The organism is Aquamicrobium terrae, from assembly GCF_052978165.1.
On the sequence record NZ_JBRKLZ010000001.1, the window covers coordinates 1,581,009 to 1,598,454 of the forward strand.

The following is a 17,446-nucleotide window of genomic DNA, read 5'->3' on the forward strand; positions in this document are numbered from 1 at the left end:
CGGGTTGCGATCTTTCCGAAAAGCTATTTCTTCCCGGAAACCTCGTCGAGCGAATGCCGCATGATGAGCGGCATCTGGCTCATGGTGAACAGGATGGTGATGGGCATGATGCCCCACACCTTGAACGCAACCCAGAAATCGGTCGAGAACAACCGCCACACGATCTCGTTGACCACCGCCAGCAACAGGAAGAACACCCCCCAGCGCAGGGTGAGCTTGCGCCAGCCCTCGGCATCGAGCCGGAAGGCGGATTCGAGCACATAGCCGAGCAGCGACTTGCCGAAGGCGAGCCCGCCGAGCAGGGTGACGCCGAACAGCGTGTTGACGATGGTCGGCTTCATCTTGATGAACAATTCGTCCTGCAGATAGAGCGTCAGCGCGCCGAACACCAACACGACGATGCCCGACACCAGCGGCATCACCGGCAAGGTGCGGGTGAGCAGCCACGACGCGGCCAGCGCGATGGCCGTCGCCGCCATGAACAGGCCGGTGGCGATGAAGATCGGGCCGCCGAAATCCGCCAGCAGCGGAAATTTCCCGGCCAGCCACTCGCCGCGCGAATTGGCGAAGAAGAACACCAGAAGCGGCCCCAGCTCCAGCGCCAGCTTGAGAACGGGGTTGATACTTTCCTTGCCCCGACTGCGGGTTTCGGAAGGATCACGCTCGAAGAGGGGCTGGTTCATTGGGGCTCGCTACCTGTCAAATCGATCGCTTGCACGTTTCCTGCGCGATACCGCGCTCTATCCCGTTCCGGCAATGGCCTTGGCGAAATCGCCGGCCGAGAACGGTTCGAGATCGTCCACCTGCTCGCCGACGCCGATGAAATAGACCGGCAGCCTGTGCTTGGCGGCGATGGCGACAAGGATACCGCCGCGCGCCGTGCCGTCCAGCTTGGTCATCACCAGCCCGTTGACGCCGGCCACGTTGCGGAAAATCTCGACCTGGTTGAGGGCGTTCTGGCCGGTGGTGGCGTCCACCGTCTGCAACACCGTATGCGGCGCTTCCGGATCGAGCTTGCCGAGCACCCGCACGATCTTCTCCAGCTCCGCCATCAGTTCGGCCTTGTTCTGCAAGCGCCCGGCGGTGTCGATGATGAGCACGTCGGAGCCGGCCGCCTTGGCCTGCTCGAAGGCATCATAGGCAAGGCCGGCGGCATCGGCGCCGAGCTTCGTCGCGATCACCGGAGAATTGGTGCGCTCGCCCCATATCTTGAGCTGCTCGATTGCGGCGGCACGGAAGGTGTCGCCGGCCGCCAGCATGACCGAGAGCCCGCCTTCGGTGAGCTTGGCGGCGAGCTTGCCGATGGTGGTGGTCTTGCCGGTGCCGTTGACGCCGACGACGAGGATGACATGCGGCTTGTGCGACAGGTCGAGTTCCAGCGGCTTGGCCACCGGCCCCAGCACCTTCTCCACTTCCGTGGCCATCACCGCTCGCACCTCGGCGTCGGAGACGTCCTTGCCGTAGCGGCTGGCCGCCAGCGCATCGGTGACGCGCAACGCCGTCTCGACGCCGAGATCGGCGCGGATCAGCACGTCCTCCAGGTCCTGAAGCGTGTCATCGTCCAGCTTGCGCTTGGTGAAGACGCCGGCGATGTTGCCGGAAAGCTCGCGCGAGGACCGCGCCAGCCCTTCCTTCATGCGCTGGAACCAGGATTTCCGCGCAACCGGCGCCGGCTGCGCCTCCTGCTTCTGCTCGACCTTCTTGGTCACCGTCACCCTGCCGGCGGCAGGCTTCGGCTCCGGGGCGATCTCGACAGGCGGCGGTGCGACAGCGGCCGGTTCAGGTTCCTCGTCTCTCCTTGAGACCTCGACTTCCGCCTGCGGCTCGACGGCCTCCACCGGTGCAGCCGGTATGTCCTGCTCGATCTCGCCAGGTGCGGCCGGCTCACCCTCCTCGTGGGAGGTGTCAGGCACTAGCGCTTCCGCCGGGGCATCCGCGCCTTCGGCGTCGCCTTCCCTCAAAATAAAGGTAGAGGGCGGCACTTCCACCGGCACTTCGGCCGGAACCTGCTCGGGCTCGGCCGGGACCTCGACCGGCGGCGCGGCAGGCTCTTCCTGCGGCGGTGGAGCGGGAACTTCCGCCGGCGGCTTCGGAGCCTCCGGCGCGGGCGCGGGAATCTCAGGCTTATCGGGCTGAGGCGCGGGTGCCGGGGGAACTTCCGGCGGCTCGGGTTTGGCCGGTTCGGGTTCCGGCCGGACCGGTTCCGGAGGAATCTCCTGCGGTTCTGCCGGCGGTGGTTGCGGTTGAGGCTCCGGGGTTACCGGCTGTTCCGGTGGCGGAACGGGTTCCGTCTCCGGTGCGGGTTCCGGCCGGATTTCCGGTGTTGGTTCCGAAGGCGCAGGCTCGCTCTCACCCTCTGCCCTCCCCTGCGCCGGCTTCAGCGCGTCGAAATTCAGCGGCGGAAGCGGGGCCGTCTCGTCGGGTTTTTCCTCGACCGCGTCCTTCCTGCCGAAGGAAAAGACCTTCTTGATGAAGTCGAATGCCATTCCGTCCCCTTGGATCAGGCCGCGCGCGCGGCGAGCGGCACCGCCTGAAGCTGCGCGCCGTCATTGCCCGTCACCACCGCCTCGACGATCTCGCCCGGCTGGCCGGCATCGATGGCGGCGAGGGTAAACCCCTCGGTGCGGCCGAGCCCGTCGCGCTCGATCAGGATCGATTGCGAGGTGCCGGCAAGCACATCCAGATGGCGGCGATAGGCGGTCTCGCCCGCCGCCCGCAGCCGCGCCGCCCGCTCCTTCACCACCTCGCGCCGGACTTGCGGCATGCGCGCCGCCGGGGTGCCCTCGCGCGGGCTGAACGGGAAGACGTGCAGATGGGTGAGGCCGCATTCCGCGACGATGTCGAGCGACCGCTGGAACATCTCCTCGGTCTCGGTCGGGAAGCCGGCGATGATGTCGGCACCGAACACGATGTCGGGGCGCAGCTTGCGCACCTCGGCGCAGAAACGGATGGAATCGGCGCGCAGATGCCGGCGCTTCATGCGCTTCAGCGTCAGGTCGTCGCCCGCCTGCAAGGACAGGTGCAGGTGCGGCATCAGCCGCCTTTCGGTGGCGATGGCTTCGAGCAGTTCGTCGTCGGCCTCGATGGAATCGATGGAGGAGAGGCGCAGCCGCTTGACGTCGGGCACCTGGGCGAGGATCGCCTTCACCAGCCGCCCGAGCTTCGGCGCGCCGGGCAGGTCGGCGCCATAGCTGGTCATGTCGACGCCCGACAGCACCACCTCGGCATAGCCGTTGCCGGCCAGACCCTTGACCTGCTCCACCACCGCGCCCATCGGCACGGAGCGTGAATTGCCGCGCCCGTAGGGGATGATGCAGAAGGTGCAGCGATGGTCGCAGCCGTTCTGCACCTGCACGAAGGCGCGCGCCCGCCCCTCGATGGCATCGACCATATGCGAGGCCGTCTCGCGCACCGAAAAGATGTCGTTGACGCGCGCCTTCTCGAACAGGTTGACGCCGAAATCCGGCAAGGCGCGATAGGAGTGGCTTTTCAGCTTCTCCTCGTTGCCCAGAACGAGATCGACCTCGTCCATGGCGACGAAATCCTGCGGGCCGGTCTGCGCCGCGCAGCCGGTGACGATGATGCGCGCTTCCGGATTCTCGCGCCGCGCCTTGCGAATCGACTGCTTGGCCTGCCGCACCGCTTCCGCCGTCACCGCGCAGGTGTTGAAGATGATCGCCCCACCGGCCAGTTCGCCGAGACCGGCGGCGGAAGCCTCGCGGCGCATCACCTCGGATTCGTAGGTGTTCAGCCGGCAGCCGAAGGTGACGACCTCAAGGCCCTTTGCACCCTGTGTGGTGTCGCCGTCGCTCATCAGGCCGCGCTCTCTTCATCGCGCTGCCAGGCACCCGTGGCTGGATCGAAGCTGCCCGAAAACTCCCATTCGGCGGCGCCCGTCAGCACGACGTGGTCGTCGTCGCGCCATTCGACGTGGAGCGGGCCGCCCGGCGCCTGCAACGAAACGCTGCGCCCGGTGCGACGGGTGCGCGCGGCGGCAACCGCTGCCGCGCAGGCGGCGGAACCGCAGGCCCTGGTCAGGCCCGCGCCGCGTTCCCAGGTGCGGATCGTCAGGTGATCCGGCCCGGTCACCTGCGCGATGGTGATGTTGGCGCGCTCGGGAAACAGCGGGTGATGTTCCAGCATCGGCCCGAAACGGTCGAGTTCGTAGGACCAGACGTCCTTGTCCACCCAGAAGATGACATGCGGATTGCCCATCGAGACAGCGGAGGGCGAATGCAGCACCGGCGCATCGATCGGCCCGACCTGCAATTCGATCATGCGCGTGTCGCGAAACTCTTCCGAAAGCGGAATGTCCTGCCAGCCGAAGCGCGGCTTGCCCATGTCGACGGAGATCAGCCCGTCCTCATGCTGGCGCGCATTGAGGATGCCGGCCACGGTCTCGAAGGTGAATACGCTTTTGCCCGTCTCGGCCGCCAGCGTCTGCACCACGCAGCGCGTGCCGTTGCCGCAGGCCTGCGCCGACGAGCCGTCCGCGTTCAGAATCTCGATGAAATTGTCCGTGCCCGCGGTGCGGGCGTCATGGATGGCCATGATCTGGTCGAAATGCGTGGCCGGGTCGGCCGCCAGCGCCAGCGCCGCCTGCGGCGACACGCGATCGGCACGGCCGCGCATGTCGGCGACGATGATCTCGTTGCCGATGCCGTTCATCTTGGCGAAGGGTGCCGGGCCTGGCATTTTCCGTTTCGTTTCCAGCTTGCCTTGCGCCGCCGCGGACGGACATTCGCTTGCCGCGCTTCGGCTTTTCGTTCCGCGCATGTCCCCGCAAGCCGATGCCGGCTTTCGGGAGACATGCTTTAGCGGGCTATATGGCGGAAACGGTCGGGAATTACCAGTGCGGACCGGCCCTGCGGCGGCTCACGTCACTGCGAACAGGCCGAGCACCACCAGCAGGAAGATGATCAGCACGATGCCGATCAGGATGCGCGCCCCGGTCGCCGCCGCTCCCGCCAGCGCCGGCATGCCGAGCAGGCTGGCGGCGGCAGCGACGATGAGCAGGATGAGAATCCATTTGATCATGGCGAACCCCTCGGAATGAAGCTTCGGCTGGAAAATGCACCGCATGCCAATAGGTTCCGGGTCTTGCACCGGCCGGGTGGGGTCGGCCGTCGCGTGACAAAATTACAACAAGTTCTGTAACAAACCCAATTTTAACCATATGACGTTGAAATTCTGCCACCTTCACCGAATTGGTAGGGGGCAGGATTCATGGACGGCGCCGTTCTGGCCCCGCGGAGGTTGTTATGGCACTTTTGAAAACGGGCGCGATCGTGGCAATCGGCGCCGCCCTTTTGGCAAGCGGCTGCACCAGTTCACGCTTCTCCTCCATGGACAATGTGCGGCCCGAACCGCTCCAGCCGTCGCCTTCCGGCACCATTTCCTCCAATCAGCTTCCCCCGCCCACCGGGCCCGGCGCACCGGCCGATCCCTCGCAGTTCCCGGCGGCCCCGCAGCAGAACACCCAGGTCGCGGCGCTGCCGCCGGATGGCAGCGCGCCGGCCGGCGCGGCCGACCTGACGGCGGCCAGCGTCGCCGGGGTGTGGACGGTCAATGTCAGCGGCCAGAGCTGCAAGGTGGCGACGCCGCAGACCAAGTTCGGCCAGGGCTACCGCGCCGGCCCGCTGCGCTGCCCCGCACCGGTCGACGGCGTCAAGTCGTGGAACGTGGCCGGCAAGCAGCTCACCCTTTACGATCAGGACGGCGGCGCGCTGGCCCGCCTCTACTCGTCGGGCAGCGGCCGCTTCGACGGCCAGACCTCGAACGGCCTGCCCATCGCGCTGAGCCGCTGACCCGCAAGGGCGACCGCAAAGGGGCGACCGCAAAGATGCATCTGCGTGACGGCCTCCAGACGCACGCCACCGTCAGGCAGAGCTATCTGCACCGGGTCGAGACGGGCGCGGTGCGCCGTGACGAGGCCCAGCTCGTCATCGCCGACCGGCTCGACGTGCTGATCGACGAGATCGCCGACAAGCGGCTCGCCAAGAAGTCGAGCGCCCTCGGCTGGCTGTTCGCCCGCAAGCGCGAGAAGAAGGCCGGCATACGCGGCCTCTACATCCATGGCGGCGTCGGCCGCGGCAAGACCATGCTGATGGACATGTTCTTCGAGTTGGTCCCGGCCCGTGCCAAGCGCCGCGCCCATTTCAACGACTTCATGGCCGACGTGCACGACCGCATCCAGAAGCACCGGCAGGCGCGCAAGAACGGCACCGTCAAGGAAGACGATCCGATCCCGCCGGTGGCGCGGGCGCTGGCCGACGAAGCCTGGGTGCTGTGCTTCGACGAGTTCGCCGTCACCGACATTGCCGACGCCATGATCCTGTCGAGGTTGTTCTCCGCCCTGTTCGACAATGGTGTGGTGCTGGTGGCGACCTCCAACGTGGCCCCGCGCGATCTCTACCACAACGGCCTCAACCGCCAGCTTTTCCTGCCCTTCATCGCCATACTGGAGCGCCATGCCGAGGTGCTGAGCCTCGACATCGACACCGACTACCGGCTGGAGAAGCTCAACAGCCTGCCGGTCTACATCACCCCGGCCGACGCGGCCGCCGATGCGGCGCTCGACGCCGCATGGGAGGCGATGACCGAGGGCAATCCGACCGCGCCGGCCAGCGTCACGGTCAAGGGCCGTCGCGTGGTGGTGCCGCGCGCCGCCGGCGACGCCGCCCGCTTCAGCTTCACGGACCTGTGCGAAAAGCCGCTCGGCGCCCGCGACTATCTCGCCATCGCCGCCCGCTACTCCACCATCTTCATCGACCATGTCCCGGTGCTGGCCGAAAACCGCCGCAACGAGGCCAAGCGCTTCATCCTGCTCATCGACGTGCTCTACGACCACCAGGTGCGTCTGGTGATGAGCGCCGATGCGCCGCCGACCGGCCTCTATGCCGGGCGCAAGGGCACGGAAGCCTTCGAGTTCGACCGCACCGCCTCGCGCCTCATCGAGATGCAGAGCCGCGACTGGCGCGACGCCTGGGTAAAACGCAACGGCTCGACCGCGGACGCGTCCCCGCCGCCAAGGACCGCGACGGTGGCCGAAGGTGCCTGAACGGTGCCGTCACCTTTTGGTGACAATCGCCTGCTATGCGGAAACAGCCGCTGGACACACGTTAAAATTTTGACGCTTACGTAATTCAAACCTGTTCTAACCGATTGAAATTTCAGGAGCGGAAATAATCGTTTGAATTTTTTTGACACCGGGGCTATGGGGTGCGGCGAAAATTCGCGGGGGACCCTCATATCCCGCCTGCCCACCTCGACGCCATCCCGGCGCCGTCACAGCAAAGGGAATTCATCCTGACATGGCACGCAACAAGATAGCACTGATTGGCTCCGGCATGATCGGCGGCACCCTCGCCCATATGATCGGCCTGAAGGAACTGGGCGACGTGGTCCTGTTCGACATCGCCGAGGGCATCCCGCAGGGCAAGGGGCTGGATATCGCCGAATCCTCGCCGGTCGACGGCTTCGACGCCCGCTATGTCGGCGTCAACGACTATGCCGGCATCGAGGGCGCGGATGTGTGCATCGTCACCGCCGGCGTGCCGCGCAAGCCGGGCATGAGCCGCGACGACCTCCTGGGCATCAACCTCAAGGTCATGGAGCAGGTCGGCGCCGGCATCGCCAAATACGCCCCCAACGCCTTCGTGATCTGCATCACCAACCCGCTCGACGCCATGGTCTGGGCGCTGCAGAAGTTCTCCGGCCTGCCCAAGAGCCATGTCGTGGGCATGGCCGGCGTGCTAGACTCGGCCCGCTTCCGCTACTTCCTGGCCGAGGAGTTCAAGGTCTCGGTCGAGGACGTCTCGGCCATGACGCTGGGCGGCCATGGCGACGACATGGTGCCGATGGTGCGCTACTCCACCGTTGCCGGCGTGCCGCTGCCCGACCTCGTCAAGATGGGCTGGACCTCCAAGGACAAGCTGGACGCCATCGTCGAGCGCACCCGCAAGGGCGGCGGCGAGATTGTCGGCCTGCTCAAGACCGGCTCGGCCTACTACGCGCCGGCCGCCTCGGCCATCGCCATGGCCGAGAGCTACCTGAAGGACAAGAAGCGCGTCCTGCCCTGCGCGGCCCATCTCAACGGCCAGTACGGCGTCAAGGACACCTATGTCGGCGTGCCGGTGGTGATCGGCTCCGGCGGCGTCGAGCGCATCATCGAACTCGACTTCAACAAGGACGAGCAGGCGATGTTCGAAAAGTCGGTCGCCGCCGTCCAGGGCCTCACCGAGGCCTGCACGGGCATCGCGCCGCAACTCGCCCAGAAATAACCAAGGAGAGGCTTGCAAATGAACATCCATGAATATCAGGGCAAGCAGCTTCTGAAAGCCTATGGCGCCCCCGTCGCCGACGGCGTGCCGATCTTCTCGGCGCAAGAGGCCGAAGCCGCGGCGAAGAAGCTTCCCGGTCCGCTCTATGTGGTCAAGAGCCAGATCCACGCCGGCGGCCGCGGCAAGGGCAAGTTCAAGGAACTCGGCCCCGACGCCAAGGGCGGCGTGCGCCTCGCCAAGTCGGTCGAGGAAGTCGTCGCCAATGCGAAGGAAATGCTGGGCAACACGCTGGTGACCAAGCAGACCGGCCCGGCCGGCAAGCAGGTCAACCGCCTCTACATCGAGGACGGCGCCGACATCGACCGCGAGCTTTACCTGTCGCTGCTGGTCGACCGCTCCGTCGGCCGCGTCGCCTTCGTGGTTTCCACCGAGGGCGGCATGGACATCGAGGCCGTGGCCGAGGCGACGCCGGAGAAGATCATCACCGTCGCCATCGACCCCGAAACGGGCGTCACCGATGCCGACGTGGCGAAGATCAACGAGGCGCTGAAGCTCGCCGGCGACGCCGCCGAGGACGGGAAGAAGCTGTTCCCGCTGCTCTACAAGGCCTTCTCCGAGAAGGACATGAGCCTGCTCGAGATCAACCCGCTGATCGTCATGACCAACGGGCGCCTGCGCGTGCTCGACGCCAAGGTCTCCTTCGACAACAACTCGCTGTTCCGTCATGCCGACGTGGTCGAGCTGCGCGACACCACGGAAGAGGATGAGAAGGAAATCGAGGCCTCGAAATACGACCTCGCCTATGTGGCGCTGGACGGCGACATCGGCTGCATGGTCAACGGCGCGGGCCTCGCCATGGCGACCATGGACATCATCAAGCTCTACGGCGCCGAGCCCGCCAACTTCCTCGATGTCGGCGGCGGCGCTTCCAAGGAGAAGGTGACGGCGGCGTTCAAGATCATCACCGCCGATCCGAACGTGAAGGGCATCCTCGTCAACATCTTCGGCGGCATCATGAAGTGCGACGTGATCGCCGAGGGCGTCATCGCCGCCGTCAAGGAAGTGGGCCTCAAGGTGCCACTGGTGGTGCGCCTCGAAGGCACCAACGTCGAGTTGGGCAAGAAGATCATCAACGAGAGCGGACTGAACGTGATTTCGGCGGACGACCTCGACGACGCCGCCCAGAAGATCGTCAAGGCCGTGAAAGGGAACTGAGCCCAGATGTCCATTCTCATCAACAAAGACACCAAGGTTCTCGTCCAGGGCCTGACCGGCAAGACCGGCACCTTCCACACCGAGCAGGCGCTGACCTATCACGGCACCAAGATGGTCGGCGGCATCCACCCCAAGAAGGGCGGCGAGAACTGGACCGGCGCCAAGGGCGAGACCCTGCCGATCTTCGCCACGGTGGCCGAGGGCAAGGAACGCACCGGCGCCACCGCCTCGGTCGTCTATGTGCCGCCGGCGGGCGCGGCCGACGCCATCATCGAGGCCATCGAGGCCGAGATGGAGCTGATCGTGTGCATCACCGAGGGCATTCCGGTCATGGACATGGTCAAGGTCAAGGCGAAGCTCGACAAGTCGAAGTCGCGCCTGATCGGCCCCAACTGCCCCGGCATCGTCACCCCCGACGAGTGCAAGATCGGCATCATGCCCGGCAACATCTTCCGCAAGGGCTCGGTCGGTGTTGTCTCGCGCTCGGGAACCCTTACCTATGAGGCGGTGTTCCAGACCACCAACGAAGGCCTTGGCCAGACCACGGCCGTCGGCATCGGCGGCGATCCGGTCAAGGGCACGGAGTTCATCGACATGCTGGAGATGTTCCTGGCCGATGACGAGACCAAGTCGATCATCATGATCGGCGAGATCGGCGGTTCCGCCGAGGAAGACGCCGCGCAGTTCCTGCGCGACGAGGCCAAGCGTGGCCGCAAGAAGCCGATGGCCGGCTTCATCGCCGGCCGCACCGCCCCTCCCGGCCGCACCATGGGCCATGCCGGCGCCGTGATCTCCGGCGGCAAGGGCGGAGCCGAAGACAAGATCGCCGCCATGGAGGCGGCCGGCATCAGGGTTTCGCCGTCCCCGGCCCGACTGGGGAAAACCCTGGTCGAAGCCATCAAGGGCTGATCGACGCGCCGGGCGGTTCTCCTGCCCGGCGCGAATGCCAAGGGGGAGAGGGATTTCGCGACGGCCGAGACCGTCAGGCATATGCGGCCGAGCCGTAAACGCAAGGAGCTGAAGCAAAGGGCTTCAAGAAGCGACATGTCGAGACAAGACCAGAACAACGACCAATTCTCTCTCACCTCCTTCCTCTATGGCGGCAATGCCGATTACATCGAGGCGCTCCATGCCGCCTGGCAGGACGATCCGTCCGCCGTCGACCCCGAGTGGCAGGATTTCTTCGGCGCGCTGAAGGACGACGCCTCGGTTGTGAAGAAGAACGCCGAGGGCGCTTCCTGGAAGAAGCCCAACTGGCCGGTGCAGGCCAATGGCGAGCTTGTCTCCGCCCTCGACGGCAACTGGGGCCTGATCGAGAAGGTCATCGGCAAGAAGGTGAAGGACAAGGCGGTCGAGACCGGCACGCCGCTCACCAATGCCGACGTCCATCAGGCGACGCGCGATTCCGTCCACGCCATCATGATGATCCGCGCCTTCCGCATGCGCGGCCATCTCCACGCCAATCTCGATCCGCTGGGCATCGCCAAGCCGCTCGAGGACTATAACGAGCTGTCGCCCCAGAACTACGGCTTCACCGAGGCCGACTACGACCGCCCGATCTTCCTCGACAATGTGCTTGGGCTGGAGTTCGGCACCATCCGGCAGATGCTGGACATCCTCACCCGCACCTATTGCTCGACGCTCGGCGTCGAGTTCATGCACATCTCCGACCCGGAGGAGAAGGCCTGGATCCAGGAGCGCATCGAAGGCGCCGACAAGGAGATTTCCTTCACCGCCGAAGGCAAGAAGGCGATCCTGTCCAAGCTGATCGAGGCGGAGGGCTTCGAGCAGTTCATCGACGTCAAGTACAAGGGCACCAAGCGCTTCGGGCTCGACGGCGGCGAATCGCTGATCCCGGCGCTGGAGCAGATCATCAAGCGCGGCGGCGCGCTCGGCATGAAGGAGATCGTGCTCGGCATGGCCCACCGCGGCCGCCTCAACGTGCTCTCGCAGGTGATGGCCAAGCCCCACCGCGCCATCTTCCACGAGTTCAAGGGCGGCTCCTTCACCCCGGACGACGTGGAAGGCTCGGGTGACGTGAAGTACCACCTCGGCGCTTCGTCCGACCGCGTTTTCGACGGCAATCAGGTCCACCTGTCGCTGACGGCCAACCCCTCGCACCTGGAAATCGTCAACCCGGTGGTGATGGGCAAGGCCCGCGCCAAGCAGGACCAGCTCTACGGCCGCAGCCGCGAGGAGATCGTGCCGCTGGAGGAGCGCGCCAAGGTGCTGCCGCTGCTCATCCACGGCGACGCCGCCTTCGCCGGCCAGGGCGTGGTGGCCGAGATCCTCGGCCTGTCCGGTCTGCGCGGCCACCGCGTCGCCGGCACGGTGCACTTCATCATCAACAACCAGATCGGCTTCACCACCAATCCGCGCTTCTCGCGCTCGTCGCCCTATCCGTCCGACGTCGCCAAGATGATCGAGGCGCCGATCTTCCACGTCAACGGCGACGATCCGGAGGCGGTGGTCTACGCCGCCAAGGTGGCGATCGAATTCCGCATGAAGTTCCACAAGCCGGTCGTCATCGACATGTTCTGCTACCGGCGCTTCGGCCACAACGAGGGCGACGAGCCGGCATTCACCCAGCCGCTGATGTACCGCTCCATCCGCGCCCACAACACGACCGTCCAGCTCTATGGCGATCGCCTGATCGCCGAGGGCCTGATCACCCAGGACGAGATCGACCGCATACGGGCCGACTGGCGTGCTCGCCTCGAGCAGGAGTTCGAGGCCGGCCAGAGCTACAAGCCGAACAAGGCCGACTGGCTGGACGGCGCCTGGTCGGGGCTGCGCGCCGCCGACAACCAGGACGAGCTGCGTCGCGGCAAGACCGCCGTTCCGGTCAAGACGCTGAAGGAGATCGGCAAGAAGCTGACCGAGGTGCCGAAGGGCTTCGAGGCGCATCGCACCATCCAGCGCTTCCTCGACAACCGCCGCCAGGCGATCGAGAACGGCACCGGCATCGACTGGGCCACGGCCGAGGCGCTGGCCTTCGGCTCGATCCTGCTCGACGGCAACCCGATCCGCCTGTCCGGCCAGGATTCGGAGCGCGGCACCTTCTCGCAGCGCCATTCGGTGCTCTATGACCAGCGCGACGAGACCCGCTACATTCCGCTCAACAACCTCTCGGCGGCACAGGCCGGCTACGAGGTCATCAACTCGATGCTGTCGGAAGAGGCGGTGCTCGGCTTCGAATACGGCTATTCGCTCTCGGCGCCCAAGGCGCTGACGCTGTGGGAAGCCCAGTTCGGCGACTTCGCCAACGGCGCCCAGGTGGTGTTCGACCAGTTCATCTCGTCGGGCGAGCGCAAGTGGCTGCGCATGTCGGGTCTCGTCTGCCTGCTGCCGCACGGCTATGAGGGCCAGGGGCCGGAGCACTCCTCTGCCCGCCTGGAGCGTTTCCTCCAGCTCTGCGCCGAGGACAACATGCAGGTCGCCTACTGCACGACGCCGGCCAACTACTTCCACATCCTGCGCCGGCAGCTGAAGCGTGACTTCCGCAAGCCGCTGATCCTGATGACGCCGAAGTCGCTGCTGCGCCACAAGCGCGCCGTCTCGACCATCGCCGAGATGTCGGGCGAAAGCTCGTTCCACCGCCTGCTGTGGGACGACGCGCAATATCTGGGCGACCAGCCGATCAAGCTGGTGAAGGATTCGAAGATCCGCCGCGTCGTGCTGTGCACGGGCAAGGTCTATTACGACCTCTACGAGGAGCGCGAGAAGCGCGGCATCAACGACATCTACCTGCTGCGCGTCGAGCAGCTCTACCCGTTCCCGGCCAAGGCCCTGATCACCGAGCTGTCGCGCTTCCGCAACGCGGAGATGGTGTGGTGCCAGGAGGAGCCCAAGAACATGGGCGCCTGGTCGTTCATCGACCCCTATCTGGAATGGGTGCTGGCCCATATCGACGCCAAGCACCAGCGCGTGCGCTACACCGGCCGCCCGGCCGCCGCCTCCCCGGCGACCGGCCTGATGTCGAAGCATCTGGCGCAGCTTGCCGCCTTCCTCGAAGATGCGCTCGGCGAATAGCAATTCAAGACAAGCAGAACGGACAGGCACAATGGCTACCGAAATCCGCGTTCCCACTCTCGGCGAATCCGTCACCGAGGCGACCATCGGCAAGTGGTTCAAGAAGGTCGGCGATGCGATTGCCGTCGACGAGCCGCTGGTCGAGCTCGAGACCGACAAGGTGACCGTCGAGGTGCCGGCGCCGGCAGCCGGCGCGCTGGTGGAGATCACCGCCCAGGAAGGCGAGACCGTCGGCATCGACGCGCTTCTGGGCACCATCGGCGAAGGCAAGGGCGCCACGCCCGCGCCGAAGCAGGAGGTGGCCGTGGCGCAGGCGTCGGCCCCGACCGCCGCTTCCACCACCAGGGAAGCCGCCGCCCAGCAGGCGCAGATCGCCGGCGAGGGCCCGATCGAGGAGCGCACCATGCCGCCGGCGCCGTCCGCCGCCAAGCTGCTGGCCGAAAGCAAGCTGTCGGCCGATCAGGTGGCAGGTTCGGGCAAGCGCGGCCAGGTGCTCAAGGGCGACGTGCTCGACGCCATCGCCAAGGGTGCGCCCTCGCAGCCGGCGGAAGCGCCGGTCGTCGCCCGCGCGCCGTCCCCCGCCCAGGACGAGGGCCGCGAGGAGCGCGTGCGCATGACCAAGCTGCGCCAGACCATCGCGCGCCGCCTCAAGGACGCCCAGAACAGCGCCGCCATGCTCACCACCTTCAACGAGGTGGACATGAAGCCGGTGATGGACCTGCGCGCCAAGTACAAGGAGCTGTTCGAGAAGAAGCACGGCGTGAAGCTCGGCTTCATGGGCTTCTTCACCAAGGCCGTGACCCATGCGCTGAAGGAGATTCCGGCGGTCAATGCCGAGATCGACGGCACCGACATCATCTACAAGAACTACGCCCATATCGGCGTGGCGGTCGGCACCGATAAGGGCCTCGTGGTGCCGGTGGTGCGCGATGCCGACCAGATGTCGATCGCCGAGATCGAGAAGGAGATCGGCCGCCTCGGCATCGCCGCGCGCGACGGCAAGCTCTCGGTCGCCGACATGCAGGGCGGCACCTTCACCATCTCCAACGGCGGCGTCTACGGCTCGCTGATGTCGACGCCGATCCTCAACGCGCCGCAGTCGGGCATCCTCGGCATGCACAAGATCCAGGAGCGGCCGGTGGTCGTCGGCGGCCAGATCGTCATCCGCCCGATGATGTATCTGGCGCTGTCCTACGATCACCGCATCGTCGACGGCAAGGAGGCCGTGACCTTCCTCGTCCGCATCAAGGAGACGCTGGAGGATCCGGAGCGTCTGGTTCTGGACCTGTAAAGGCAGCGGTCGTGACCGCGAAGCCTGTTGTCCGGCGGGGCGGCCCGTTGCTCGGCCTTGCCGCCCTGCTGCTGGCCGCCGCGCCGGCCGCCCATGCGGCCTGCCCGATGGAACTGTCCGTCTATGGCGACGCGACCGACGCGGCCGGTCTCGATTTCCGGCCGACCGGGGAATCCATGGTGGTGACCAACACCTTCCGGATGAACCTGCGCATCGGCGTCCAGCTCGACGGCATCGTCATGTGGAGCGAGGAGACGCCCCGCCCCTATGCGTCGCTGATGTACCAGTGCCCGGAGGGCGACGTGACCGGCGATGAGATCGCCGAATGCACGCTTTGGGAAGGCCCGGTCTATGCGGCGGGCGAGGACGGCAAAGTCGGGACGATCCCGGCCGAGCGCACCCCCGCGCCGCAGACATTGATCTTCCCCGATCTCGGCCCGACATTGCGGCAGGCTTCCATCTTCGGCGAGGATGTCGACGATGCGCGGCTTCCCGGAGATATCTTCACCCTGAAGGGTTGCCAGGAATAGCTTTCTCACCGGCGCGCCGTCTGTCCGGCCGCCGCGACCTCAATGGAATGGCCGCAACGGCCGGCAGGAAAGGAATGGACAAATGGCATATGATGTCGTCGTCATCGGCTCGGGCCCCGGCGGCTATGTGTGCGCCATCAAGGCGGCGCAGCTTGGCCTCAAGGTCGCGGTGGTCGAAAAGCGCGAGACCTTCGGCGGCACCTGCCTGAACATCGGCTGCATCCCCTCCAAGGCATTGCTGCACGCCTCCGAGATGTTCGCCGAGGCCGGCCATTCCTTCGACACGCTGGGCGTCGAGATCCCCGCGCCGAAGCTGAACCTCGGGAAGATGATGGCGCACAAGGACACCACCGTGTCGGCCAATGTCGGCGGCATCGCCTTCCTGTTCAAGAAGAACAAGATCGACACCTTCCGCGGCACCGGCAAGGTCGTCGCCGCCGGCAAGGTGGCGGTCGCCGGCGAGGACGGCAAGACCCAGGAGATCGAGACGAAGAACATCGTCATCGCCACCGGCTCCGACGTCGCCGGCATCCCCGGCGTGGAAGTCGACATCGATGAGAAGGTCATCGTCTCCTCCACCGGCGCGCTGGCGCTGGACAAGGTGCCGCAGAACCTCGTCGTGGTCGGCGGCGGCGTCATCGGGCTGGAACTCGGCTCGGTCTGGGCCCGCCTCGGCGCCAAGGTCACCGTGGTCGAATTCCTCGACACCATCCTCGGCGGCATGGACGGGGAGGTCGCCAAGCAGTTCCAGCGCATGCTGGGCAAGCAGGGCTTCACCTTCAAGCTGGGCTCCAAGGTCACCGGCGTGACCAAGGCCAAGAAGGGCGCATCCGTGACCTTCGAGCCCGTCAATCCGGCCAAGGGGAGCGGCGATGCAGAGACCGTCGAGGCCGACGTCGTGCTGATCGCCACCGGCCGCAAGCCCTACACCGAAGGGCTCGGCCTGAAGGAAGCCGGCGTCGAGATGGACGAGCGCGGCCGCGTCAAAACCGACGGCCATCTGTGCACCAACGTGCCCGGCATCTACGCCATCGGCGACGTGGTGGCCGGCCCGATGCTCGCCCACAAGGCCGAGGACGAGGGCGTGGCCGTTGCCGAGATCATCGCCGGCCAGGCCGGCCACGTGAACTATGAGGTTATCCCGGGCGTCGTCTACACCAGCCCCGAAGTGGCTTCGGTCGGCAAGACCGAGGAGGAGCTGAAGAAGGCCGGCATCGCCTACAAGTCCGGCAAGTTCCCCTTCACCGCCAATGGCCGGGCGCGTGCCATGCAGCACACCGACGGCTTCGTGAAGGTGCTGGCCGACAAGGAGACGGATCGCGTGCTCGGCGTTCACATCGTCGGCTTCGGCGCCGGCGAGATGATCCACGAGGCGGCGGTTCTGATGGAATTCGGCGGCTCTTCGGAAGACCTCGCCCGCACCTGCCACGCCCACCCGACCATGTCGGAGGCGGTCAAGGAGGCGGCGCTCGCCACCTTCGCCAAGCCGATCCATATCTGACCGGCCGGCGCTTCATTCCATAAGGAAACGGCCCGCCAATCGGCGGGCCGTTTTTTGGTAAGCCGTCAGTTCGCCGGCTGCTCGGGGGCAGGTTCGGCCGGAGCGGGCTCTGTGGGCGCCGGAGCGCTGTCGGTCGGTGCCGGGGCCGGTTCGGCCGGCGCAGGCGCAGGCTCGGCCGGAGCCGGGGCGGGTTCGGCCGGCGCGGGAGCCGGCTCCGCAGGCGCTGGCGCGGGCTCGGCCGGGGCTGGCGCAGGCGCGGGTTCGGTGGCCGCGGGTGGCGGCGCCTCTGGCGCCGGCTGCTCGCCGCCGGCGAAGATATAGTAGGCGGCAAGCGCCAGCACGACGACGATCAGTGCGATGATCCAGCCGCTTCCGCCACCGCGCGGAGGAGGAGCTGGATCGAGGCGCGGATCGGATGTCGAATGCGGCGGCACCGGGTTGAGAGGATCGAGCGGACGGGGATCGTCCGGACCCGGCGTGTTGGGATTGGCCATTCTGTCCTCCTGAAAAAAGGATCAATCAACCCAAACCAACGCAAGAAACGCCGACAGGTTGCATCGGGAGCCTTTTCAGCCACCGGAAGCGCAGAAAACGC

General features: G+C 66.3%; 15 protein-coding genes. 9 read left to right on the forward strand and 6 right to left on the reverse strand.

Features of this window, described 5'->3' with window-relative positions:
• Nucleotides 1-23: 23 nt before the first annotated feature.
• The 5 genes from ACVCNR_RS08000 to ACVCNR_RS08020 form a co-directional block, all read right to left on the reverse strand.
• Complete coding sequence (locus tag ACVCNR_RS08000; RefSeq protein ID WP_447074299.1) at nt 24-683, reverse strand: septation protein A; 660 nt, start codon at nt 681-683, stop codon at nt 24-26.
• Between the two features lie 57 nt (nt 684-740).
• Nucleotides 741-2,486: a signal recognition particle-docking protein FtsY gene (gene ftsY / locus ACVCNR_RS08005; RefSeq protein ID WP_447074301.1), complete on the reverse strand. Its 1,746-nt coding sequence runs from the start codon at nt 2,484-2,486 to the stop codon at nt 741-743.
• 14 nt (nt 2,487-2,500) lie between these two features.
• A complete protein-coding gene (gene mtaB, locus ACVCNR_RS08010) occupies nt 2,501-3,814 on the reverse strand; it encodes a tRNA (N(6)-L-threonylcarbamoyladenosine(37)-C(2))-methylthiotransferase MtaB (RefSeq protein ID WP_447074303.1) in 1,314 nt (437 codons plus the stop codon).
• Nucleotides 3,814-4,695, reverse strand: coding sequence for a diaminopimelate epimerase (gene dapF / locus ACVCNR_RS08015; protein WP_447074304.1), 882 nt, complete (start codon nt 4,693-4,695; stop codon nt 3,814-3,816). The genes mtaB and dapF overlap by 1 nt, the downstream gene beginning before the upstream one ends.
• Nucleotides 4,696-4,875: 180 nt before the next feature.
• The gene (locus ACVCNR_RS08020; RefSeq protein WP_354197992.1) at nt 4,876-5,037 is read right to left on the reverse strand and encodes a DUF1328 domain-containing protein; all 162 of its coding nucleotides are present in this window, start codon (nt 5,035-5,037) and stop codon (nt 4,876-4,878) included.
• Between the two features lie 224 nt (nt 5,038-5,261).
• Here ACVCNR_RS08020 and ACVCNR_RS08025 point away from each other — a divergent pair, with 224 nt between their 5' ends.
• The 9 genes from ACVCNR_RS08025 (at nt 5,262) to lpdA (ending at nt 16,851) form a co-directional block, all read left to right on the forward strand.
• Nucleotides 5,262-5,807, forward strand: a complete 546-nt coding sequence (locus tag ACVCNR_RS08025; RefSeq protein ID WP_354197993.1) for a protease inhibitor Inh/omp19 family protein — start codon at nt 5,262-5,264, stop codon at nt 5,805-5,807.
• A gap of 35 nt (nt 5,808-5,842) precedes the next feature.
• Nucleotides 5,843-7,060 carry a cell division protein ZapE gene (gene zapE / locus ACVCNR_RS08030; protein WP_447074305.1) on the forward strand — a complete coding sequence of 406 codons (1,218 nt, stop codon included), beginning with the start codon at nt 5,843-5,845 and terminating at the stop codon, nt 7,058-7,060.
• A gap of 253 nt (nt 7,061-7,313) precedes the next feature.
• Entirely contained in the window at nt 7,314-8,282 is a 969-nt protein-coding gene (gene mdh / locus ACVCNR_RS08035) for a malate dehydrogenase (RefSeq protein ID WP_354197997.1), read from the forward strand.
• Between the two features lie 18 nt (nt 8,283-8,300).
• Nucleotides 8,301-9,497, forward strand: a complete 1,197-nt coding sequence (gene sucC, locus ACVCNR_RS08040; RefSeq protein ID WP_447074307.1) for an ADP-forming succinate--CoA ligase subunit beta — start codon at nt 8,301-8,303, stop codon at nt 9,495-9,497.
• 6 nt (nt 9,498-9,503) lie between these two features.
• The gene (gene sucD / locus ACVCNR_RS08045; RefSeq protein WP_447074308.1) at nt 9,504-10,406 is read left to right on the forward strand and encodes a succinate--CoA ligase subunit alpha; all 903 of its coding nucleotides are present in this window, start codon (nt 9,504-9,506) and stop codon (nt 10,404-10,406) included.
• A 135-nt stretch (nt 10,407-10,541) separates the two neighbouring features.
• On the forward strand, nt 10,542-13,529 hold the full coding sequence (locus ACVCNR_RS08050) for a 2-oxoglutarate dehydrogenase E1 component (RefSeq protein WP_354198003.1): 2,988 nt from the start codon (nt 10,542-10,544) through the stop codon (nt 13,527-13,529).
• Nucleotides 13,530-13,560: 31 nt separating this feature from the next.
• Nucleotides 13,561-14,820: a 2-oxoglutarate dehydrogenase complex dihydrolipoyllysine-residue succinyltransferase gene (gene odhB / locus ACVCNR_RS08055; RefSeq protein WP_354198005.1), complete on the forward strand. Its 1,260-nt coding sequence runs from the start codon at nt 13,561-13,563 to the stop codon at nt 14,818-14,820.
• A gap of 11 nt (nt 14,821-14,831) precedes the next feature.
• Nucleotides 14,832-15,350, forward strand: coding sequence for a hypothetical protein (locus ACVCNR_RS08060; RefSeq protein ID WP_447074310.1), 519 nt, complete (start codon nt 14,832-14,834; stop codon nt 15,348-15,350).
• An 82-nt stretch (nt 15,351-15,432) separates the two neighbouring features.
• Complete coding sequence (lpdA, locus tag ACVCNR_RS08065; protein ID WP_447074311.1) at nt 15,433-16,851, forward strand: dihydrolipoyl dehydrogenase; 1,419 nt, start codon at nt 15,433-15,435, stop codon at nt 16,849-16,851.
• A gap of 65 nt (nt 16,852-16,916) precedes the next feature.
• Here the strand turns inward: lpdA and ACVCNR_RS08070 are convergent, their stop codons facing one another.
• Nucleotides 16,917-17,345, reverse strand: a complete 429-nt coding sequence (locus ACVCNR_RS08070; protein ID WP_447074312.1) for a hypothetical protein — start codon at nt 17,343-17,345, stop codon at nt 16,917-16,919.
• Nucleotides 17,346-17,446: the final 101 nt, after the last annotated feature.